Raw genomic sequence first — 21,152 nt, 5'->3', positions numbered from 1 at the left:
GTCTAGCTATCTTGTCGTCCCAGTGGCCCACTTACCTTCTGAGCCTTTGCTGAAAGTTTTTGATTAATGTATTCATAGACTTCGCGGAATTTAGGGACGGCTCTAAGCTCCAATCGACTGCCATCTCTGAGGGTGAGCACCATATCGCCCCAAGTTCCTAATCCGCGAGGAACTGTCACCACCTTCACAATTTCCGAGTAAATGATGTCACTGCGATCGCGTCCCATCCACCCTCCTGTCACTGAAATTCGCCGATCGGTAATGCGATAGCGCAGCCAAAGGGCCCGAACCACTGCACCAATGGTTAAAGGCAATCCAACGATTGTTAGTCCTACTAATAAATTAATAATGAGATCCCCAATATGAGGGCCGCCATCATAGTAGACTTCTTCCCGAATGGCCATTGAATACCTCAGTGTTTATCAATAACTCCTCTAATTCTCGCAGAAATTCTTCATAATCGCACTCGCTTGCATTCGGCTTTGCAATGATCACTAGCTGCCAACCAGGAATTAGCCCAGGTAGCAATCGGCGTAAGGCAGCCCGAAGTTGTCGCTTAATGCGATTACGCACAACGGCGCGTTTGCTGACCTTTTGGCTAACCGAAATGCCGATTCGAGTCGGCGGCTCGAATTCATCTGATTGCGATAAATCTGATGCTGCGTCGGGGTTTTGAATGATTGGTGGCAGCGCCCTCAAAATCAAATGGGGCGTTGTTCGCTTCATTCCCAACTGATAAACCGTATTGAAATCTTGTCGATGTCGCAGGCGATGAACGTTGGGTAAAGTCACAATCCACTAAATCAGAGATGTTCTGACACTGGTTCCAATAGTTAAACAGCTAACCGTGCCCGCCCCTTACGACGGCGAGCCTTGATAACCCGTTGTCCTGTCTTAGTTCGCATCCGTGCTCGAAACCCTGATGTTCTTTTGCGCTTGCGACAGGTTCCCTCTAAAGTCCGCTTCGTCATAGGTGTTTACTCCAACTCCGGGTTTATTTGTGCTCTAAAAATCCAGCTTTTAAGCATTTCGCTTCAAAAAGCCACAGTCTATCATGATATCATTCTCCGATCGAGACGCCTAGAGTTGGAGTCAAACCGATTGCCTAATCATTAGGGCCAATCGACAAAATCCAAGTCCCACCGATTGCCTAATCATTAGGGCCAATCGACAAAATCCAAGTCCCAAGGTATTGCCGAACTGGAATATCTCCAGCAGCAACCACCAGTGCATTGAAGTAATGGGTTCCTACCCGATTTGGGTTTCGCACATTCGAGAGCACAATTTCGATGCGAGTATTAGCTGGTACAGGTTCCGTAGGATAAATGCTAATCACTCGATTTTCAGCATCCCAAATCACTTCATCGAGATCCACAGGATCTCCATTCACCTGTAAGCGCACAGCATTGGGGTCAAAGCGACCACGATAGGTTTCAGGATAGTCTACAAAAAATTCTGAAACCGCCACCGTCATCTTGTCACGGGGAATTCGTAGACGATAGCGATCGCGTGCTCCGGGTCGCCCAAAAAAATCCATCCGATAGCCCAACTGATTTTCGCGTTCAACCCCACTAAAAATGGTTAATCCGGGTGTGCCTTGGGCCTGAGATGGCAGCGGAGAGATGGCAACCCCATATCCCGCGATTGCGGCAATAGACAACAGAGAAGACATTAAACGCATTCGGTGTGCCATAACAAAGTGTCCCTGGAGAGCAAAAGCAACGATTTTTTACTAATTTTTACAGTTAATGACTGTACCAAATTACGGTTGCAAATCTGTCCGCAATTTTGAAGGGCAATGTTCGAACCAAGTGCTCGATCGAGCCATTTGGTAAAGATGGTCAGTAGGTCGAGCGAGTTTCACGATGAACAGTGGAGTTGTCAAAACACCTAGCCATCTCAAACGACGACGATACCCGCTTAAAAGTGCCAGCAATGCACACTAGGTCCTGAAGAGTTTGATCTCACAGATCCTGACTCCAGTCTACTGAATTCAGCTTCTCTATCTAACTTCTTGAAAGCCAGTTGTACCAAATTTGTAGAAGTGGCTTAAAATTACTGCTCAAAAAATGAGTTTGGTTGTATAACAATGGTGACTCCATATTTGGAGTTTTCTTCAGTTTTTGAGGTGGTTAATACGCTATCAGTGGAAAAAGAGCAAACAACGTTGTTCAAGCAATGCACCCAAGTTTGTGACAGCCGTTGATGAATCACCAAAGCAATCGTTCAAGCTACCGAAAGCCACGGAATTGGGATGTCAGCCGATCGTTTCATTAGTGAGTATAGTCAGTCAGATATTTTAAGGAGTTTTCCAAGCATGATCCTTGTCCCTTCTTTGTATCAATCGAAGTGTCAGCCCTCATTCCGATTGGGGTGTGGGTTTGATTATGTCCTGATGTTAGGCGCGTTTATGGTTGTCTGTGCTGCTAGTTTCACGATGTCCGATGGGGTACAGGCTCAAACGGGGCCCTATCCACCCCAACGAGAAGTGGGATACGGTGGCGAGCCAACAATCAACCTTCAGCGTCGTCTCTCCGAATTGGGGTATTACAACGGCGAAATTTCTGGATACTATGGGCCGCAAACCCACGACGCTGTTATTCGATTTCAGCAAGATATGGGACTAGAGCCAGATGGCATTGTGGGTCCGGCAACGGCTCGAGCGCTAGCCGAATGGGGCGGATCTCCTCGATCGATCGATGAACCAAGTGGTGGTGAGCCTATCACCAATCGATCGGTTGCGCAAAACACCATTCAACTTAATGATGAAGGCGAACAGGTTGCAGAACTACAGCAACGGTTGGCTGAATTGGGATACTATAACGGCGATTTCTCTGGAGTTTTTGACTATGCGACAGAAGCAGCCGTCATGCAGTTTCAGCGCAACAATGGGCTAGAAGCAGATGGCATTGTGGGCCCAAGCACTGAAGACACGTTGCGCCGCCCCAGTGAAGAAATACAGCAGCCGATCGCTCCCTCGGAAGCGACTCGTGAACCGACCGATCCTCAAGCTAGCCATTCAACTTTTTCAAGCGGCGAGACGGTGGCGCAGGGCAATCTGCTGCGCATAGGTGACAGTGGACAAGCTGTGAGTGAACTGCAAACTCGCTTGCAAGCCCTTGGATATTATCAAGGTGCAGTAACGGGAACCTATGATGCGACAACTACTGCGGCTGTCATTGCGTTTCAACAGGCACAAGGATTAACGATCGATGGCATTGCCGGGCCACAAGTCAATTCAGCCCTCTACAATCCCAACCTCTACAATCCCAACAATGTTGTGGCAATGACCCCAACCTCGACGGACCCAATTACGACGCCGTTACCTGATCCGAATGCCACCATTCCAGGCACTACTGTTCCCAATGTTGTGGCTATGCCTACTTCAGTTGTGCCTACTGTTCCCACCATGCCGATTCCCACCAATCCGCAGCCAGGACTCCAACCGCCGCAACCCCAACTAGAGACCCAACAGGCGCAATTAGTCCTCAATCAAAATCTAGATGAAGGGCGATATAGTGTCGCTGAATTGCAGCGCCGTTTGCGAGATGAAGGATTGTACTCTGGAGAGATTAGTGGCATGATGACTGCCGAGACTCAAGCGGCAATCGTGGCGGCCCAGCGCAAACATGGGTTAAGTCCAAGCGATCTGCTAGACACTGCCTCCAACTAACTGACCCTTGAATGTTAGCTAGACGATCGGGCTTTCTGGATTTCAAGCCCTCGCAGCTAGCATTTTTTGTGATTAAAAAAAGTTCTGTGCTGTCTAAGTACGGCATTCCCTCCACTAAAGTTTTAGCACTCGCTAAATTAGAGTGCTAAATTCATACATTGGAGAGATCTACATGGAAACCTATGTCGAAAATAGTTGTATTCGATGAAGCGTCGCGTAAGGCTCTGGAACGTGGCGTCAATGCCTTAGCCGATGCTGTACGGATTACTTTGGGCCCAAAGGGACGAAACGTTGTCCTAGAGTCAAAATTTGGTGCACCTCAAATTGTCAACGATGGCATCACAATCGCCAAGGAAATTGAACTCGAAGATCCTCTAGAAAATACAGGAGCAAAGCTGATTCAGGAAGTTGCTTCCAAGACAAAAGATCTGGCCGGCGATGGAACTACTACAGCAACGGTGTTGGCGCAGGCGATGATTCGCGAAGGACTGAAGAACGTGGCGGCAGGCAGTAATCCAGTCTCGTTACGACGCGGGATTGAGAAAGCGATCGCCACAATTCTCGATGAAATTGCAGCCATTGCGAAACCCATTGAGGGCAATGCCATTGAACAAGTGGCTACTGTTGCAGCCGGTAGCGACCCCGAAGTGGGGGCGTTGATCGCCGAAGCGATGAATAAGGTGGGGCGCGATGGAGTGATTACGGTAGAGGAATCGAAATCACTGACCACCGAAATGGAATTGGTTGAGGGAATGCAGTTCGATCGGGGTTATATCTCTCCCTACTTTGTTACCGACGCCGAGCGCATGATCAGCGAACTGGAAGATCCATTTATTCTGCTTACCAGTGAAAAGATTGGTAGCATTCAAGATCTGGTTCCAGTCCTGGAGAAAATTGCTCGGGAAGGGCGAGCGCTGCTAATTATTGCCGAAGATGTGGAAGGGGAAGCCCTAGCAACGCTAGTGGTGAACCGTTTGCGAGGTGTGTTAAGTGCTGTAGCGGTGAAAGCGCCATCCTTTGGAGAGCGACGTAAAGCGGTGCTGCAAGATATTGCGGTGTTGGTAGGTGCGCAGGTGATTTCTCCAGAAATTGGACTCAGCTTCGACACCTTAACGACGGATATGCTGGGCACGGCGCGCAAAGTCACTATCACCAAAGATACAACCACGATCGTGGCGGAAGCCCCAGATAAAGCAGCGCTGGAAAAGCGGATTGCCCAAATTCGTCGCGAGTTGGCTGAAACCGATTCTGAGTATGATGCCGAGAAACTGCAAGAGCGTTTGGCTCGTCTGGTTGGTGGTGTGGCGGTGATTAAGGTAGGAGCGGCTACCGAAACAGAACTTAAAGACCGCAAGCTGCGCCTAGAAGATGCATTGAATGCAACGAAGGCAGCCGTTGAAGAAGGCATCGTTCCTGGTGGTGGAGCAACGCTGATTCATCTAGCAGACAAGCTGCAATCGCTGAAAGAACAGTTGAATTCGGAAGAACGGATTGGCGCCGATATTGTGATGAAGGCTCTGGAAGCTCCGTTGAAGCAAATTGCTGATAATGCTGGGGCTGAGGGATCGGTGATTGTTCAGAGAGTAAAAGACTTGGATTTCAATTATGGCTACAATGCCTTGACTGGTGAGTACGAAGACCTGATTGCCTCTGGCATCATTGATCCGGCGAAAGTGGTGCGATCGGCTCTGCAAGATGCGGGATCGATCGCGGGTATGGTGGTAACAACTGAAGTCTTGGTAGTAGAAAAACCTGAGCCAAAACCTGCGGCTGGTGCACCCGATATGGGCGGCATGGGTGGCATGGGCGGCATGGGTGGTATGGGTGGTATGGGTGGTATGGGCATGATGTAAGCCGCTAAGTCCTCTTTTCCGCCAGCGGTAAGGGTCACGAATGGCCCTTACCAAGTCTTTATGTGTGAAAAAATCTCTGCTGCATAAGACAACAGAGGGAATCTGCACACTCATCTTTCCTCCAAGCATGACGCATGACTCCTGCTAGAGAGTGGCTACAGTGAGCGGTATCTAGCAGTTTTCCAGACAGCCTAATGGTCAGACCATTCCCCAACCCCCAATCTAGTTCTGCAAACCATCTACCTCCGCTGGAAAGTGGCGATCGCCTGACTCGCCCAGAATTTGAGCGGCGATATCACGCCATGCTACAGCTAAAAAAATCGTCCTGCTCCTGCTCCGGGTTTTACAATCCTTACCGAGACTTTTCTAGCTAGAGAATATTTTTAGTTAAAGAATATAGGCGATTGGGCGATTGTCACTCTGACAGACAAGATGCCTGCGCTACGGATTATCTGATTTAACTCTTAGCTTCCCTGAACGGCTGAGGAGAAAGTCAATCCGTTTTCTCTAGTGCCCACAATTGAGGAATTCGATACCCGCTAATTCCCACACTCAATAAGCCAATCGAGGTGAGGATATACAACAAAGCGATACCTGCCCCTGCGCCTGTGCCGACGATCGGGCCAAAGAGATCCGCAACCTGACTGTTGGACTGCATCATTGGTTCAAAGACGCGATCGGCTAAAAGTTCGGCAATCAGGGTGGCGATCGCAGAACACCCTTGCAAAATCAGAGTACTGGCAGCAAACACTCGTCCCTGAATTTCTGGTGTCACGTTGGCGAACCAGAGGGCATCTTCCGAACTGCTGAGGAGGGGAAAGTTGAGTGAGGAGCAAGTCTGAGCCGTCACCCACACTGCCGGAATCCGTCCCAAGCCAAACATCGTTTTGCTGATTCCGGCTCCGATCATGCCATTCAGTAATCCCCGGATGCGCCGCTTGGTTCCCCCCCAAACGCTGACAACTACTGCCCCCGTCACCCCGCCCATTCCCGCCGCAACTGAAGCACTGGCAAGAACAGCCGCACTGCCATCTGTACGCGCCAGAATCATCGGAACATAAATGGCCTCACCCAGATCATGCATCATCCAAAAGGCACTGGTGAACAGCAACAACATCCGCAGGTTCGCCTGCTTAAAAACATATTGAAAGCTAAAGAGAATATCCTGACAAATGGTTTTAAGACAAATGCGATCGTCTTTCTGCATTGTTTTTTGTATTGGTTGAGGAATTTGAACTGCAATTAAAGTTGCAAATGCTGCAAAAAAGGTAAGAATATCAATCAGCAAAACACCGCCCAATCCAATCACGGGATACAAACTTCCTGCTAAAGCTGGAGCGAAAATAGCAGGGCCATAGTTGAGAGCCGATCCCATACTGCTGACCCGTGTATATTGTTGGGGTGGGACTAATAGCGTCAGGGATGTAGTGTAGGCAAGCTGTTGCATTTGACCAAAACTGCTGTTGATGGCTCCAATCAGGTAAAGATGCCAAATTTGCAAGGCGTGAATGAAATACAGAATTAGAATAAACACGCTGGAAAGAACGGCGATCGCATCTGCCAGGATCATTAAATGTTTGCGATTGAGGCAATCGACAATCACGCCCGAAAAGAGGATGACGAACACACGCGGCAATTGGGAAAAGAATCCTACCAATGCTAATGCCGTTGCCGATCCGGTAATTTCCCATGCCCACAAAGTTAGGGCGAAGCTGGTCATATAACTGCCCACTGTGGATACCAGTTGCCCTAACCAAATAACGATGAAAGTATGCATAGAAAAAAGATTAATGATGCTGAAATACAGGAAAAGTTCATAGAATTAATAGAGACAATCTTGGTTTACAAATTTTCTGAGTTGAGCCGGGAGGAAATTGCAGCCATGTTGAGATTGGATGATTTGAAGCAAACCAGGGTTTATCAAGATGCTCTAGAAGAAGGTCGCCAAGAAGGCAAGCTGGAGGTAGTACCGCTGTTGTTGAAGATGGGGTTGACGGTGGAACAAATTGCTGAACAGCTACAGTTGGATCTGGCAGCAGTGCAGCAAGTGGCTGAAGGCTCTGAAGCAGTAACGGAAGAGGGCTGAACCCTCCTAATTCACCAAATGTTTGAACAAGTCATCAATGACTGCATCCGCTGCAAGGGGATTTCCACCCCTCCAGGTCGGATAGTTCACCGGATATACCCGATCTTGCTGAACGGCTCTTAATTGATTCCACAATGGGTTTTGCTTCAACTCTGCCAGTTTACGTGCAGATTCATTGCCGTCTGTTGCAACAAACAGCACATCCCCGTCAATATCCATTAATCGTTCTTCTGAGAGCAGCGTAATTCCTCCTTCAACAGGGACAGCCTGGGCAGGAGGACGGCGTAATCCAACATCCTCTAAAATGCTGCCATTAAACGAATTCTTTAAGTCAATGTCGATCGTACCGCAGCAAATATGTACAAAGGAAATTTCCAGGTCTTGAACCCAATCGCCCAAATCCGCTTTTAGAGACTCAATCCGTTGGTGATAATTTGCCCAAACCTGTTCTGCTGCTTCTGTCTTACCCAAGACTTCAGCCACAAAATCAAAATGATCTCGCCAAGATGGATACCCTTCCCAATCATCCACTACGGTGGGTGCAATTTGCGAAAGTTGAGTGTAGATCGCTTCAGTGGAATATTTGATGCCAATGATTAGATCCGGTTTTAATGCCAGCACTTTTTCCAGATTAGGCTGTTCCTCTTGACCCAGAACCTCGATCGATTCTAGATGCTCTGCCAGATAAGGAGGCGGATCGTCAAAGTAGACGATAGAGGCGATCGGCTTCACGCCCAGTGCCAGCGCATCACCTAGAGTAGGAACGCTCAAGGCAATTACTCGTTGAGGCTGATTGGGAACACAGGTTTCTCCCAAAGCATGCTGGACGATATGACAATTAGTAGGCTCAGAAGAGGGAGCAGTTTGAACCGATCGACTACTACAAGCTGATACAATTCCGCAAGCCAGCATAACCAGAAAGACGAATCGAGCCTGACGAAGAATATTCATTGGGATGGTATAGTGCTGAATCAAATCAAAACTGTACAGAGATGTTTGCTAATACCGTAAAAGGAGCTTGCGGAGTAATAAAAAATCCTTGGGTGTTGTAATACTCAACATCAAAAAGGTTTTTGATATTCACCGCAGCTTGCCAATTATTGCGTCGGTAGAATAGGCGGGCATCAGTACGGAAATAGGAATTTAGTTGCACATCTGTATTCGGTAATTGGGCTTCGCGTTCATCGACATATACTAAACCCAACCCAAACCCTAACCCTTGCAAATCACCCCCTTGAATTTCGTAAGTTGTCCATAAACTAGCCGTGTTTCTAGGAATTCCCGCCAAACGATCGCCTTCTGGGATATCGTTATCTTCGCTGACAAAAGCATCCGTATAAGCGTAGGTGGCAATCACATTCCAACCTGGCAGGATTTCACCCGTCACGTCTAGTTCAATGCCTCGACTGGTTTGCGCTCCGGTTTGAATACTAAAATTCGGATCTTGCGGGTCAGGAGTGGCAACATTGCGACGGGCGAGATGGTAAAGGGCGAGGTTAGCGGCCAGGCGATCGCCGAAAAACTCCTGTCTGACTCCAATTTCAAATTGTTCTCCGCGTTCGGGTTCAAAGGCTTCTCCAGTGCGAGTTCTACCGCCAAAAATTGTGGGAGTAAAAGCATTCGCCCAATTAAAATAAAGCGATGTATCTTCACCGGGTTGATAGACCAGTCCCAAGCGAGGTGAGAATGCGGTTTCTGAGCCTTCACTAAAGGTGGAGTTGTTGAGGGTGTCTCGGTAAAAGGTGTTATTGAAATCCAGTCGTCCGCCCGCCAGCACAATCAAATTGGGGGTTAGATAAACTAAATCCTGCAAGTAAATTCCGACATTGCGGGTGCCATATTCCTCAAAAAAACTGGGGGAATATTCTCCGGGTTCATCCCCATATTCTGAATCAACAATATCGATCGACCCTAACGAGGCACTGAAGAAATCGTAAGCAAACTTATAGCGAGCATATTCAACCCCAAACAATAAATTGTGGTTGATAGAACCTGTATTAAATTCACCAATGACTTCTGTTTGGACAGAAAAATTTTCCTGTAACTCGTCTGTTCTCTGAGCCTCTCGCTGTAATGTTCGCCCATCCGCATCCACAAAGGGTGGAGAAAAATTGGTAAGGACAGCCGCTTCTGTGTTTCCTTGAACCACTAATCCCCCAAATCCCTGTCGAATTCTCCACTGATCGTTGAATTCATGCTCAAAGTTATAGCCAAAGTAGTATGAATCAAACTGCGCCCGGTTCAGGTCAGGTTCAAACAAAAACCGATCGCGCGGCAAGCTTAAAAACACCTCTCCGGGAGGAAAGCCGCGATCGAATACATAATCATAGTTTTGATATTCAAATTCTGTAATGAGGGTGGTGCGTGGCCCAATATTCCAGGTCAGCACCGGAGCCACAAAGACACTCTGACTTTCGTTGAAGTCGCGGAAACTATCGGCATTGGTATAGGCGAAATTGAGCCGATACAATAGGAAGTCATCTTGGGTGAGAGGCCCGGTCAGATCAACCGTAGAGCGGTAAAATCCATAATTGCCGATCGTGCCATCAACTTCATAGCGCGGTTCCGCCAGGGGGCGTTCTGTAACCGTATTCACGGCTCCACTCAGGTTAAACCCTCCCCCATACAACACAGAAGCCGGCCCTCTGAGGAACTCCACGCGCTCCACATTGGCAGGATCACGGGGGCTGATGAACGTGAAGTCCCGAAAGCCATTGCGAAAACTTTCTCCCGTATTAAACCCCCGAATGTAATAGTCATTCGATGGCAAACCACCATACCCCGAATAGGGTTCCACACCAGGAACATTATCCGCCAGTTCAGTTAACCGGACAATTTGCCGATCTTCAATCACTTGACGCGGAATTACCTGAAGCGTCAGGGGAACATCCCGTAGGGGAGCCTCAATGCGGGTTCCGGTGCTTGCCGTTGAGGGATTGTAGCCCTCATCCTGCTCTCCGGTGGCAATAATCTGAATGGCTTCCTCTGCGGTGCTGGCGGTTGTCGTTCCTGGTGTGATACTCAATACAATTGTTTGCGAACTTGCATTCACCTGAGCCAATGGGGGAGCCTCTGTTCCGGTAATGGCAACCCGAACCCCATCTCCACGAGGACTCACTGTTATTAAAGCGATCGCCTCTGTGGGATTTGCAGCCTGAAAGGAATCTCCCTCAGGAAGAGCCAGCACCACATTGGGAATATCCGCAATCAGCGCATTCCCGACGATCGAAGTTGTCACCGCAGCCAACTCCCCAGTGGTTTCCAGCACGATTTCTAAACTATCCCCGATCGGATTCAGTTGAATGCCCGTAATCTGAACGGTGGACTGAGCCAGCCATTCCTCAACCGTAGAGGCATCCGGTTCTCGTTCCTGGAGCCGGGGGATTGCCCCACTCGGTAGTTTCTCTGGTGCAACAGTTTGTTGCAACTCAGATGCAGTAGAACGGGTTGAACTGCCATCGCCTGAACTGGTTTCCCCTGCCCAAACCGGAACAGCGATCGGCACAACTAATCCCGCAATCCACAAGCCCATTAGCAGTTTTGTTGTCTTTCCCATACTTCCTCACACGTCCCCTTTCAAGCCACCTCATCCTGCAAAAGCAGGCGGCTCATAAATAAGAATTACTCTCATTTGATGAGAATAGGGGATCAGGGCGATCGGATTTTGCCCGAAACGGATTTTTATTTGCCTGAAAGGGATCACGCCCGCTTCAAACTCATCCGATAGGCTTTGGGGCTGATGTTGAACTGACGCTTAAAGGCATCACAAAAGCGGCTCTGGCTGGTGTAGCCCACCTTCTGTGCTACCCCCGCCACGCTCAGAGTGGAATCTGCCAGGAGTTGCTTTGCCTGGTTCATGCGGTGCATCTGCAAATAGCCGAATACGGTCGTTCCAAAGACCTGACGAAACCCTTGTTTGAGCTTGTAATCGTTTAGCCCTACCTGTCGCGCTAAATCTATTAGCGAGGGAGGATGCGCCAGATTTTGCATCAAGACTTCTCTTGCATGGTGTAATCGTTCAATGTCATCTGGACGCAGTGGACGAGCCATTCCCTTCGTTGAACGAGTTTGATCTTCCGCCCACTGATAAATCTGTAACGCCAGCAGTTCTAGAACTTTGCTTTCCAGATAAAGCCGTTTCATCGCTCCCTGATAGGGACAAGCTAAAATGTGTTGCAATGCAGTTTGCATGGCAGGTGTAATCCGCCCGATTGCCTGGTGAAACCGATCGTCTTCCTTCCCTTCCAGTAAACGCTGAAGCGGTAAGGGCAAAGGGCTGTTGTCTGCGTCAAAGGTGATGAATAAACTCGGATCAACTTCTAGCCGAATCAGATGCAGGCGTTGATGGGCAAAAAACTGTTCTGTTTCTTGAATATCAGGGAGAAAAAATAGATAGTTATACCCTGCCTGTTCCAGATACTCTTCAGGAATGCCAGGAACATCGGGCGTTAATACTCGATGACAGCCATCTAAATAAAACTTAGACACCAGAACCCGGTAATCGGAGTGATCGCTATGTTGATTCACATCGACATAATAGTATTCATCAATCATCTCCAGGCAGAGTTCCGGGCGGAAAGAAATCGTCCAACAATGCTCCTTGGAAACTGGATTTTCGCGGTTTTCAATGCGATCGAATCCATTCCAGTGTTCTAGTACCGTACCTTGACTTAAATTGTGTTTTCGTAGTTCAGAAAACTCCTGTTCAGCTAAAACGTTGATGCCTTGCATGATTTCATATGTCGAATGCAGTGAGGGTATTCATGGAGGTGCCATCGCAGTAACGTTATTTATCCTATACGACTTAATGAGATTAAATATCATTAAAATTTATCTGGCATTGGTGCAATGACTGGGTTTGGCGCAGATGATTCAGAGTAAGCTGAACCACACTCACCTACAAATTTCATGGGTAGAGCAGTAGAAAAGGGATATGAGCTATTGAGCCTTGCTTTCTAGGCGCTTGGTGCGTCGCTGCTCTAACCAGACTGAAAGCACGACCCATCCAATTACCAAAACTAAGGCTACGATCGCAAACTGAGCAACCCAGGCAATTAACTGCTCTAGGGGAACCAAACGCCCGACGAAATAGGCCAAGCTGACCATCGCCGTAGCCCACACGGTTGCACCTGCGGTGTTGCAAGCTAAGAAGTAGAGGTAGGGCATTTTGGCAGTACCAGCTAACGGCCCCGCAAAAATTCGCAGCAGTGCCACAAACCGCCCTAGAAACACTGCCTTGGCCGCATTCTCCGCAAACCGATCGCGCACGGTGATCAGTTGTTCTTCCTGAATGCGAAACAGTCGCCCTAAGCGTGTTAAAACCGTCCAACCGCCGTAATACCCAATCCAATAGCCAAAATTGTCACCCAGCACTGCACCACCGATCGCACTCAGCAGGACAACCCAGTAGCTCAGTTCTCCGCTGCCTGCTAGAAAACCACCAACAAGGGTAATGGTTTCACCTGGAATGGGAACTCCCGCGTTCTCCAGCATGATTCCCAGGAAAACCGTCCAATAGCCGTATTCGTGAGCAATCTCCTGAATTGTTTCGATCGACACCAGTTCAAGGGACATGGAATACAGCCTTTACAAAGTTTTACGACTCCTCTCATCATCTTGACTCACATTTGGCAATACTGTCAATCGCGCTTGCTGAGAGCTTTTTAGGAGTATTAAATCCTAACGAAAAACAGGGGCAGCCTCAAAGCTACCCCTACCGTTCTCATGTTTGAGCTACTAGCCTCCAAATGAGGGAATTGAAATGGGACCACCGCCAATGCGTGGAAACGAGGGCAGATCAAGCTGTGACACCCGGCGATTGCGCACCGCCAACCGATAACTAACGCTCTGCAATTCGGCATGAAGCTGACGGTTTTCGCGCTGAATTTGGGCAATTTTTTCCTTGAGAGGAGCCAATCGCTGATCAAATTTTTCCTTGTATACCCGCGGCAGTTCTTCAACAACTTGCTCTAACATGCGCGATCGATCGGTCAATTCGTGTACCGATTGCCGCAATTGGTAAATCTCACCATCTTTAGTGGATAGCTGCTCTTGATAAAACGCTACTTGGCTTTCCACTCCACGCAGTTGCTCACGCAGGGCTTGGTTTTCCGCCTGCTGACGTTCCGAACGCTCAGGCGTGGGCACAAGCTTGCTGTTGCTCTTAACTAGCCGAAATAGCTCCTGGGACAACTGCTGCACCAATTGATCTCGCAGGCTTAGCTCTTCTCGAAGGTGAGTGACTTCGGCTTGCAGTTCCATCAGCGTCATGGGTGGTGTTTGAATGGGTGCTTGGGTTGGCATCTGAGTTGGCATCTGGGTTGGCATCTGAGTCACGATACTGCTCCAATCGAAAGATTTTGTTCCCACCGGCGTGGAGGAGACGATCGGCGAATGTCTCGCCAAATGGCAGTAGCTGCCAGCGTGCCATCCGCTACAGCCACAGACACTTGATTCAGCCCCTCTTTCAAATCTCCGACAGCGAAGATGCGAGGATGTGAGGTGCGGCACATTGAGTCTGTCACTAAATTGCCACCCTTCCACTCCAGGTCGAGTCCTTTTAAATACTCGCTATGATAGCGCGACCCCATCGCAACTAAACCAGTTTCTAATTTTACGGTGGAACCATCGACTAGCTCCACGCCAGTCATCTGGTGGTTTTCACCTAGAAATTGCTGAATGGGGGTTTCAACGAGTGGAAACCCATGGTCCTGTAGCTTTTGCCGCATCTCGCTTCCCACCTCGACCTGGCCATTGGTAAACACGGTGATGTAGGGCGTAAACCAATTGAGAACAAAGGCTGTGTTAATCGATGCTTCTGAGCCGACAAATAGCCCACACAGCTTGTCATTCATGTCATAGCCATCGCAAATCATGCAAACGTGCAGGTTATACCCAGCGTAGTCGTAGACGTTCTGCATGTTGTCTAAACGGGGCAGATAGTCAATCAGTCCGCTGGCAGCAATCACATATTTCGATCGAAACACAGGGTAGATGCTGTCGGTTTTGCCAATTTTGACCCTGACAGCAAAACTCTTTCCGGCTTCAGTGGTTTCTTCAGTGACGGCTTCAACATAGCCGCGCAAATAATCGGCTCCTAGAGAAAGCGCATGCTCTTGCCCCCGTTGCAATAGTTCTCGCCCTGGTGTGTCGGCTGGCAAACCTAAATAATTGCGCAATTCTTGCATCCAGAACGATCGCCCTCTGCCTTTCTCGACCACTAGGCAAGAGAGATTGTAGCGTTGAAGGTAGATAGCGGCTGATAGCCCACCTGCACCGCCGCCAACGATGATCACGTCATAGAGATGGTTTAGCCGCTCGTTTAAGTTTTTTCTAGAAAGCTTCATGTGTTAAAGATCTTTATCCACCGCTTTGCATATCCACTTCTATTATCGATCGCTTCAATCAATACCTAAATGGCCAAGATTTAGCTCAAAATGCAATGAATCGTAATAGGAGAAAACCAAGAATTTACTGGACAAATTCCATTTTTTCGGGCTTCAATTGGCAATCAATCGGGTTTATGTAGCTGATGCTACAAAAAACTCTGGCAAAGTTAAGTTTAGTGTTTTAAAGTCAGAGTTTTATCACAGGGCTAGATCGCGTTAATATGATGTTCAACAATATGCGTTCGGCAAAGTATTAAGCATTGTCATGAAGCATGAGCGGTGATTTTGCCGATAAACTGACTAGAATAACCATTCAGGGTTTTTGAGCAAGGTTTTTTAGGCACTGGCTAGGAAGAAGGGCATGGTAGTGGCACAAGATAAGCCGTCGCTGGCAAATGTATTCCGTCAACTTAGTGGTAGTGCCTTTCCACCAGTTGTGGAAACCTACGAACGCGGCAAAACGATTTTCTTTCCTGGTGATCCGGCTGAGCGCGTCTACTTTTTGCTGCGAGGGGCTGTTAAACTGTCGCGGGTGTATGAAGCGGGCGAAGAAATTACGGTAGCGTTGTTGCGCGAGAACAGCGTGTTTGGTGTGTTGTCGCTCATCACTGGGCAAAAGGCCGATCGCTTTTATCATGCTGTTGCCTTTACGCCCGTGGAGTTACTATCTGTGCCAATTGAGCAAGTTGAAAAGGCGCTGAAGGAAAATCCAGATTTATCCATGATTATGCTACAAGGGCTTTCTTCTCGAATTTTGCAAACCGAGATGATGATTGAAACCCTGGCACACCGCGATATGGGATCGCGCTTAGTCAGCTTCTTGCTAATTCTCTGCCGCGATTTTGGGATTCCTAGCCCGGATGGAATCACGATCGACCTGAAATTATCCCATCAAGCCATTGCTGAGGCGATCGGCTCTACTCGCGTAACGGTGACGCGGCTGTTGGGCGACTTGAAGCAAGACAAGATGATCTCAATTCACAAAAAGCGAATTACCGTTCATAACCCAGTGACCTTAAGCCAACAGTTTACTTAAGATAAAGTTACTTAGGATAAACTACAACGATTCGGGTTCCTGCCCAGACACCACAGGAGCCGATGATTTCAGGTTCAGTTCGGGATGTTCACCTTCCACCTGTTGACAGTTCCATTCGTTGCGGAACAGCAAAACAGGGCGACCCCAGCTATCTTTCACGGTAACTGTGTTAAACAACCGTCCCACTCTCTCCAGCGCTTCCCAGCCACCGCCAACCCAGCGAGCTACGCTGAACGGCAGTGGATCAACCCGGGTTTCGACGCCATATTCACTCAGCAGTCGAAACTGCACCACCTCAAACTGCAACTGTCCCACAGCAGCCAGAATGGGATCGCGCTTGGCTTCGTCAACCGAATACATAATTTGTACCGCTCCTTCCTCTCGTAGTTCGCTGACACCTTTGCGAAATTGCTTAAACTTAGAGGGGTTGGGATTCTTCAAATAGGCAAATAGCTCTGGCGAGAACATGGGAATGCCCTCAAATTCCAGTTTTTTGCCGCTGTAGATAGTATCGCCGATCGCAAACACTCCCGGATTGTTAAGTCCAATGACATCCCCAGCATACGCTTCTACCAAGGATTCGCGCTCTTGTCCAAACAACCGTTGCGGGTGTGACAGACGAACGGTTTTACCCGATCGAGCGTGATTCACCACCATGTCTTTTTCAAACTTACCCGAACAGATGCGAATAAAGGCAATACGATCGCGGTGCTTCGGATCCATGTTGGCTTGTAGCTTAAACACAAACCCGGAAAATTCTGGATCGGTTGGCTGCACTTCCCCTAGGGTGCTGCGGCGGGGGCTAGGCTTCAGCGCATAATCCAAGAAAGATTCAAGAAATAATTTAACGCCAAAGTTGGTCATGGCGCTACCAAAGAACACAGGCGTTAATTGGCCTTGATGAATTTTCTCTAGATCAAACTCGGCTCCAACTGCGTCTAGAACTTCTAGATCTTCTTTGAGTTTGTAGTACAAATCCTGTTCTAACAACTCCTCAATCCGGGGATCGCCCAATTCCACGATCGTGTCAGTGGCGGCGCGACTACCATGGGCTGTGCGTTCAAATAGATGAATTTGGCGCTGTCGCCGATCGAACACTCCCTTGAACCGATCACCCATCCCGATGGGCCAATTGACGGCGTAGGTTTGTAGCCCCAACTCCTGTTCAATTTCATCCAACAACTCAAACGGATCGCGTCCTGGTCGATCGAGCTTGTTGAAAAACGTGAAAATCGGGATCGATCGCATTCGGCAAACTTCAAACAGTTTACGAGTTTGCGGCTCTAAGCCTTTAGCGGCATCTTCAAGCATGACGGCATTATCGGCTGCCGCCAGAGTACGATAGGTGTCTTCACTAAAGTCCTGGTGTCCAGGTGTGTCTAGAAGATTAATCCAGCAATTATCATACTCAAATTGCAGCACAGTGGACGTAATGGAAATGCCCCGCTGTTGTTCCATTGCCATCCAGTCAGAGGTAGCATGCCGTTGTGCTCGACGGGCTTTGACGGCCCCTGCTTCGTGAATTGCCCCCCCGTACAGCAACAGTTTTTCCGTGAGGGTTGTTTTTCCAGCGTCTGGATGAGAAATGATGGCAAAGTTGCGCCGCTTCTCTACTTCTGTTGCTAAATCAGTCTGGATTTCTGTCACCATGCCTTTGTTGTAGATCAAGTTTAATTGTAAAAAGCTGAGGGTTTCATACGGTGCGCTCGTCTTGTGGTGGTTTTCACCCAATCATTGGCCCCTGTCTGGTTACAGCAGGGGTCATTGTCTGCCAAGCCGATCGACACAGCAATTTCTATCATGGCAAAAATCGATCGAGCGCTGCTTTTAGTTCTTCGATCTCTTCTTCAATCTTGCCTTCACGGGCTGCCCGCGCTACACACTCTGTCAGATGTTCATCTAGGATCATACGAGATACGCGATCGAGGGCCCCACGCACGGCAGCTAACTGAATCAAGACATCCGGGCACGCACGACTTTCCTGGACCATCATTTTGATGCCACGAATATGCCCTTCAATCCGCGAAAGCCGATTAACAATGCGCCGCAGAGATTCTTCGCTGTGAACATGGGGATGAGCATGTACCAATTCATTGGGCTGATTTGGCTCGCGATCGGCGGAATGAGGCGGACCTGTCTGATCCGTCTGAGCCTGCCCATAGGCGTTGAGGTGAGAATGAGAGAAATCGGAAGCTGCCATTGAGGAATTAAGAAGGTGGGGCGAATGGGCTGAACCCAATAGCATTGATTCTAGCCCACTCTGCTCTAACCCCGTTACTGCGTAACGATGCGAGATGAATTGCCAAACAGTGGTTTTGGAGCAGGATTGTCAGAATTCGGCTCAGGTAGGATTGGCGTGGGGGGGTCGGTGATCAGCGGAGGTGACTCTACCTCTGGAGGCAAGGTATAAGGATCTGGATTGACTTCCGGTAAAGGAGCCAGTTCCAAGGACGGTTTAGATTCTGTTTTAAGGGGAGGTGAAGCGTTTAGATTGTCAGCCGATTGAGGAGCCGGCAGCGAGGGTGGTTCTTCCACCGCTGGTTCAGAATCGGGCACGCTGTCGAACGAGGGTGAGGGCATGAAGGTGGGATCACGGTAGTCAGTGGGGGGGGCGGCTCGATAGAGCGGCTGCTCGAGCGTTGGCTCTGGCACTGTATAAACCGGTCGTCTTTGAATGGGCCAACTGCCTTCGGCGGGAAAGGATTGCTGGCGCTGCAAAAAGCCAAGACGCGGGGTCTTGCCAGGATTCTGCATAGCTGGCGCAAACCGCAAGGCGAAGCCAGTGCCTACTCCGACTAGTCCACTGGTGACGGCAATCACCATCAGCAGGATTGGAAACTTACTTTTAGGTTGGCTTGACAGCGATCGAGGACGCCCAGTGTTGTCCTCCGTCTTCGTGGCAATCACCTGAGTTGCCGTATTAGAACGAGGTGTTGGATGAAAGATGATGGGTTCGTAGGTGTGGCTGCGCGTCGAGGAGTTCAGCGCTGTATCCCCGTCGTTGAACTGCGCGGTTTCGGTTGCTACAGGTTGGTGAACAACTGCCCTCGCATTAGTAACAGCACCAGATTCCACGATAGGAGCCACAGTCATTGAAGTGGATGATGAAGTGGATGACGACGGCAAGGTAGCTGTCAGTTCGACCGATCGCTCGCTTCCAGTATTGGGCATTACTGCGAGATCAGTGGGGGGAGTTGGCGCCTTCAACCAGTTGTCGAGGGTCGGTGGCGAGGACGACAAAGGGACGACAACAAACGGTAGCCCATTTTCTTCAAAATAGTCTAGAACTTGGAGCGGAGGACGGGCTTGTTTAGCAATTGACCGCACGCCGGCCATAAACTGTTGCTTCAGGGGGGCGAAGGTTTCTTGTTGCTGCAAAGCTGGGTTGAACGTTTGCAGAATGACTGCTTGCTCGAGGTAGATGTGAGTTGCTTTACAAGTTATCTCCTGCTCGGTTTGGTTCAAAACTTCCTGAACCACATACTTGTTGCCTTGCAGGGTCGTTCCCACCGTCAATTCCATACATTGACCCGATCGCTAGAGTAACTTCCAACCTATCGTAGCGTTCTCCGGGATATTTACACGCAGTTGCCAAAATTTACTGTGCAAGCTAAATCATTTCTTCAGGTCGCACCAGCCGATCGAAGTCTTCTCCGCTTAAGAAACCCAGTTCCACACACGCTTCCCGCAGGGTTTTATGTTCGGCATAGGCTTTTTTAGCTACTTGGGCAGCATTGTCATAGCCGATGTGAGGATTGAGCGCCGTTACTAACATCAGAGAGTTGGTTAAAAAGGACTGAATTTGCTGAAGATTGGGCTGAATTCCGACCACCAAATAATCCGTGAACGTGGCGCAAGCATCAGCTAAGAGCCGAATTGAGTTCAGCAAATTGAAAATCATCAGCGGTTTGAATACGTTCAACTCAAAGTTGCCTTGAGTGGCGGCAATGCCGATCGCCGTATCGTTGCCCAACACCTGTACACATACCATCGTCATTGCTTCACACTGGGTGGGATTGACCTTGCCGGGCATAATCGACGAGCCGGGTTCATTAGCAGGCAACAGCAGTTCTCCTAAGCCGCAGCGTGGGCCTGACCCCATCCAACGCAGATCGTTGGCAATTTTCATTAATGACCCTGCTAATGTTTTCAAGGCTCCACTGGTCATGGCAATTGCATCGTGGGCGGCTAATGCAGCGAATTTGTTAGGAGCGGTGACAAATGGTAATCCAGTCAGATCCGCAATTTCCTGGGCCACTCGCTCGGCAAACTCCGGGTGGGTATTCAGTCCCGTGCCCACCGCTGTGCCCCCGATCGCCAATTCGTACAAATCGGGCAATGTCGCTTGAATGCGGTCAATGTCTTTCTCTAGCTGCGAAACGTAGGCAGAAAATTCTTGCCCCAACGTTAGCGGTACGGCATCCATCAAATGAGTGCGGCCAATTTTGATGATGGAGGCAAAGGCATGTTGCTTAGCAGCCAGTGCCTGTTTCAACGCCTCTACTCTGGGCAATAGCTGGTGATGAATTTCCTCGATCGCCGCAATGTGCATCGCTGTGGGAAAGGTATCGTTGGAGGATTGCGACATGTTGACGTGATCATTAGGGTGCACCGGATCTTTGCTGCCCAGCACCCCGCCTGCTAATTCGATTGCTCGATTGGCAATTACCTCATTGGCATTCATGTTGGTTTGAGTACCGCTGCCTGTTTGCCAAATGCGCAGGGGAAAGTGATCGTCTAATTTGCCGTCAATTACCTCATTGGCCGCCTGCACAATCAGATCACTTATTTCAACTGGTAATTTTCCTAACTGCTGATTGACAATTGCCGCCGCTTTTTTGAGGATGCCAATGGCTCGAATCATTTCTCTGGGCATGAGATCGCTCCCAATTGCGAAGTAACGCAGCGATCGTTGGGTTTGCGCTCCCCAGTAGCGATCGGCTGGAACATCGATGGCTCCCATGCTGTCAGTTTCGGTGCGCATGGTGGCTCCCAGGGTTGCCCCCAAATCCGCCGTACCAGAATCAAAGTCAGAATCGAGGGGAGATTGCATCCGTCACGCTCCTTGAGCACTTGCTGAAAACGGTAGAGAGCAGAAATTCATTTAAATTATCAG

At 49.1% G+C, this 21,152-nt stretch carries 19 protein-coding genes and 2 pseudogenes; 6 read left to right on the top strand and 15 right to left on the bottom strand.

What is annotated here, in order from left to right:
• Positions 1 to 2: 2 nt before the first annotated feature.
• The 4 genes from OXH18_RS11225 to OXH18_RS11210 all read right to left on the bottom strand — a co-directional run bounded on the left by OXH18_RS11225 (position 3) and on the right by OXH18_RS11210 (position 1,693).
• Positions 3 to 404, bottom strand: coding sequence for a PH domain-containing protein (locus OXH18_RS11225; protein ID WP_268612872.1), 402 nt, complete (start codon positions 402 to 404; stop codon positions 3 to 5).
• Positions 376 to 792 (bottom strand): ribonuclease P protein component, encoded by a 417-nt coding sequence (rnpA, locus tag OXH18_RS11220; protein ID WP_268612871.1) that lies wholly within the window; start codon positions 790 to 792, stop codon positions 376 to 378. The genes OXH18_RS11225 and rnpA overlap by 29 nt, the downstream gene beginning before the upstream one ends.
• A 41-nt stretch (positions 793 to 833) precedes the next feature.
• Positions 834 to 971 (bottom strand): 50S ribosomal protein L34, encoded by a 138-nt coding sequence (rpmH, locus tag OXH18_RS11215; RefSeq protein WP_268612870.1) that lies wholly within the window; start codon positions 969 to 971, stop codon positions 834 to 836.
• A 179-nt stretch (positions 972 to 1,150) separates the two neighbouring features.
• Complete coding sequence (locus OXH18_RS11210) at positions 1,151 to 1,693, bottom strand: DUF2808 domain-containing protein (RefSeq protein ID WP_268612869.1); 543 nt, start codon at positions 1,691 to 1,693, stop codon at positions 1,151 to 1,153.
• 624 nt (positions 1,694 to 2,317) lie between these two features.
• On the opposite strand from OXH18_RS11210, the gene OXH18_RS11205 reads away from it, so the two are divergent.
• The 3 genes and pseudogenes from OXH18_RS11205 to OXH18_RS11195 form a co-directional block, all read left to right on the top strand.
• On the top strand, positions 2,318 to 3,673 hold the full coding sequence (locus OXH18_RS11205) for a peptidoglycan-binding domain-containing protein (RefSeq protein WP_268612868.1): 1,356 nt from the start codon (positions 2,318 to 2,320) through the stop codon (positions 3,671 to 3,673).
• Between the two features lie 182 nt (positions 3,674 to 3,855).
• Positions 3,856 to 5,526, top strand: a complete 1,671-nt coding sequence (groL, locus tag OXH18_RS11200; protein ID WP_268612867.1) for a chaperonin GroEL — start codon at positions 3,856 to 3,858, stop codon at positions 5,524 to 5,526.
• 194 nt (positions 5,527 to 5,720) lie between these two features.
• A pseudogene (locus OXH18_RS11195) lies at positions 5,721 to 5,849 on the top strand (Uma2 family endonuclease); the annotation flags it as partial.
• A gap of 170 nt (positions 5,850 to 6,019) precedes the next feature.
• Here the strand turns inward: OXH18_RS11195 and OXH18_RS11190 are convergent.
• Positions 6,020 to 7,303 carry an MFS transporter gene (locus OXH18_RS11190; protein WP_268612866.1) on the bottom strand — a complete coding sequence of 428 codons (1,284 nt, stop codon included), beginning with the start codon at positions 7,301 to 7,303 and terminating at the stop codon, positions 6,020 to 6,022.
• Here OXH18_RS11190 and OXH18_RS25495 point away from each other — a divergent pair.
• Positions 7,298 to 7,363: pseudogene (locus tag OXH18_RS25495) on the top strand (hypothetical protein); the annotation flags it as partial. The gene OXH18_RS11190 and the pseudogene OXH18_RS25495 sit on opposite strands and share 6 nt — an antisense overlap.
• Before the next feature lie 45 nt (positions 7,364 to 7,408).
• The gene (locus tag OXH18_RS11185; protein WP_268612865.1) at positions 7,409 to 7,612 is read left to right on the top strand and encodes a hypothetical protein; all 204 of its coding nucleotides are present in this window, start codon (positions 7,409 to 7,411) and stop codon (positions 7,610 to 7,612) included.
• Positions 7,613 to 7,618: 6 nt separating this feature from the next.
• Here OXH18_RS11185 and OXH18_RS11180 read toward each other — a convergent pair whose 3' ends face one another.
• From OXH18_RS11180 to OXH18_RS11155, 6 genes are all read right to left on the bottom strand, one after another.
• On the bottom strand, positions 7,619 to 8,563 hold the full coding sequence (locus tag OXH18_RS11180) for an ABC transporter substrate-binding protein (RefSeq protein ID WP_268612864.1): 945 nt from the start codon (positions 8,561 to 8,563) through the stop codon (positions 7,619 to 7,621).
• 25 nt (positions 8,564 to 8,588) lie between these two features.
• On the bottom strand, positions 8,589 to 11,168 hold the full coding sequence (locus OXH18_RS11175) for a TonB-dependent siderophore receptor (RefSeq protein ID WP_268612863.1): 2,580 nt from the start codon (positions 11,166 to 11,168) through the stop codon (positions 8,589 to 8,591).
• A gap of 143 nt (positions 11,169 to 11,311) precedes the next feature.
• Complete coding sequence (locus OXH18_RS11170; protein WP_268612862.1) at positions 11,312 to 12,343, bottom strand: helix-turn-helix transcriptional regulator; 1,032 nt, start codon at positions 12,341 to 12,343, stop codon at positions 11,312 to 11,314.
• A 207-nt stretch (positions 12,344 to 12,550) separates the two neighbouring features.
• The gene (locus OXH18_RS11165; RefSeq protein WP_268612861.1) at positions 12,551 to 13,186 is read right to left on the bottom strand and encodes a DedA family protein; all 636 of its coding nucleotides are present in this window, start codon (positions 13,184 to 13,186) and stop codon (positions 12,551 to 12,553) included.
• A 162-nt stretch (positions 13,187 to 13,348) separates the two neighbouring features.
• Complete coding sequence (locus tag OXH18_RS11160; protein ID WP_315874705.1) at positions 13,349 to 13,915, bottom strand: Npun_F5560 family protein; 567 nt, start codon at positions 13,913 to 13,915, stop codon at positions 13,349 to 13,351.
• Positions 13,916 to 13,944: 29 nt separating this feature from the next.
• Positions 13,945 to 14,958: an NAD(P)/FAD-dependent oxidoreductase gene (locus OXH18_RS11155; protein WP_268612860.1), complete on the bottom strand. Its 1,014-nt coding sequence runs from the start codon at positions 14,956 to 14,958 to the stop codon at positions 13,945 to 13,947.
• Between the two features lie 403 nt (positions 14,959 to 15,361).
• On the opposite strand from OXH18_RS11155, the gene ntcA reads away from it, so the two are divergent.
• The gene (gene ntcA, locus OXH18_RS11150; RefSeq protein ID WP_268612859.1) at positions 15,362 to 16,036 is read left to right on the top strand and encodes a global nitrogen regulator NtcA; all 675 of its coding nucleotides are present in this window, start codon (positions 15,362 to 15,364) and stop codon (positions 16,034 to 16,036) included.
• A 21-nt stretch (positions 16,037 to 16,057) separates the two neighbouring features.
• Here the strand turns inward: ntcA and prfC are convergent, their stop codons facing one another.
• From prfC to fumC, 4 genes are all read right to left on the bottom strand, one after another.
• Positions 16,058 to 17,686 (bottom strand): peptide chain release factor 3, encoded by a 1,629-nt coding sequence (gene prfC, locus OXH18_RS11145; RefSeq protein WP_268612858.1) that lies wholly within the window; start codon positions 17,684 to 17,686, stop codon positions 16,058 to 16,060.
• Between the two features lie 148 nt (positions 17,687 to 17,834).
• Positions 17,835 to 18,236 (bottom strand): metal-sensitive transcriptional regulator, encoded by a 402-nt coding sequence (locus OXH18_RS11140; RefSeq protein WP_268612857.1) that lies wholly within the window; start codon positions 18,234 to 18,236, stop codon positions 17,835 to 17,837.
• A gap of 74 nt (positions 18,237 to 18,310) precedes the next feature.
• Positions 18,311 to 19,558, bottom strand: a complete 1,248-nt coding sequence (locus tag OXH18_RS11135) for a serine/threonine-protein kinase (protein WP_268612856.1) — start codon at positions 19,556 to 19,558, stop codon at positions 18,311 to 18,313.
• Positions 19,559 to 19,646: 88 nt separating this feature from the next.
• The gene (gene fumC / locus OXH18_RS11130) at positions 19,647 to 21,020 is read right to left on the bottom strand and encodes a class II fumarate hydratase (RefSeq protein ID WP_315874704.1); all 1,374 of its coding nucleotides are present in this window, start codon (positions 21,018 to 21,020) and stop codon (positions 19,647 to 19,649) included.
• Positions 21,021 to 21,152 lie beyond the last annotated feature (132 nt).

The organism is Thermocoleostomius sinensis A174, assembly GCF_026802175.1.
Taxonomy (GTDB): domain Bacteria; phylum Cyanobacteriota; class Cyanobacteriia; order Elainellales; family Elainellaceae; genus Thermocoleostomius; species Thermocoleostomius sinensis.
This window is presented reverse-complemented; position numbering and strand designations above follow the sequence as displayed.

Excerpts from the sequence above, each read along its gene's own strand:
- OXH18_RS11175 (WP_268612863.1), bottom strand. The coding sequence starts at position 11,168 with ATGGGAAAGACAACAAAACTGCTAATGGGCTTGTGGATTGCGGGATTA.
- OXH18_RS11210 (WP_268612869.1), bottom strand. The coding sequence starts at position 1,693 with ATGGCACACCGAATGCGTTTAATGTCTTCTCTGTTGTCTATTGCCGCA.
- ntcA (WP_268612859.1), top strand. The coding sequence starts at position 15,362 with ATGGTAGTGGCACAAGATAAGCCGTCGCTGGCAAATGTATTCCGTCAA.
- OXH18_RS11155 (WP_268612860.1), bottom strand. The coding sequence starts at position 14,958 with ATGAAGCTTTCTAGAAAAAACTTAAACGAGCGGCTAAACCATCTCTAT.
- groL (WP_268612867.1), top strand. The coding sequence starts at position 3,856 with ATGTCGAAAATAGTTGTATTCGATGAAGCGTCGCGTAAGGCTCTGGAA.
- OXH18_RS11135 (WP_268612856.1), bottom strand. The coding sequence starts at position 19,558 with ATGGAATTGACGGTGGGAACGACCCTGCAAGGCAACAAGTATGTGGTT.
- OXH18_RS11185 (WP_268612865.1), top strand. The coding sequence starts at position 7,409 with ATGTTGAGATTGGATGATTTGAAGCAAACCAGGGTTTATCAAGATGCT.
- OXH18_RS11180 (WP_268612864.1), bottom strand. The coding sequence starts at position 8,563 with ATGAATATTCTTCGTCAGGCTCGATTCGTCTTTCTGGTTATGCTGGCT.
- OXH18_RS11205 (WP_268612868.1), top strand. The coding sequence starts at position 2,318 with ATGATCCTTGTCCCTTCTTTGTATCAATCGAAGTGTCAGCCCTCATTC.
- OXH18_RS11165 (WP_268612861.1), bottom strand. The coding sequence starts at position 13,186 with ATGTCCCTTGAACTGGTGTCGATCGAAACAATTCAGGAGATTGCTCAC.
- OXH18_RS11140 (WP_268612857.1), bottom strand. The coding sequence starts at position 18,236 with ATGGCAGCTTCCGATTTCTCTCATTCTCACCTCAACGCCTATGGGCAG.
- prfC (WP_268612858.1), bottom strand. The coding sequence starts at position 17,686 with ATGGTGACAGAAATCCAGACTGATTTAGCAACAGAAGTAGAGAAGCGG.
- rpmH (WP_268612870.1), bottom strand. The coding sequence starts at position 971 with ATGACGAAGCGGACTTTAGAGGGAACCTGTCGCAAGCGCAAAAGAACA.
- OXH18_RS11170 (WP_268612862.1), bottom strand. The coding sequence starts at position 12,343 with ATGCAAGGCATCAACGTTTTAGCTGAACAGGAGTTTTCTGAACTACGA.
- OXH18_RS11190 (WP_268612866.1), bottom strand. The coding sequence starts at position 7,303 with ATGCATACTTTCATCGTTATTTGGTTAGGGCAACTGGTATCCACAGTG.
- fumC (WP_315874704.1), bottom strand. The coding sequence starts at position 21,020 with ATGCGCACCGAAACTGACAGCATGGGAGCCATCGATGTTCCAGCCGAT.
- OXH18_RS11225 (WP_268612872.1), bottom strand. The coding sequence starts at position 404 with ATGGCCATTCGGGAAGAAGTCTACTATGATGGCGGCCCTCATATTGGG.
- OXH18_RS11160 (WP_315874705.1), bottom strand. The coding sequence starts at position 13,915 with ATGCCAACCCAAGCACCCATTCAAACACCACCCATGACGCTGATGGAA.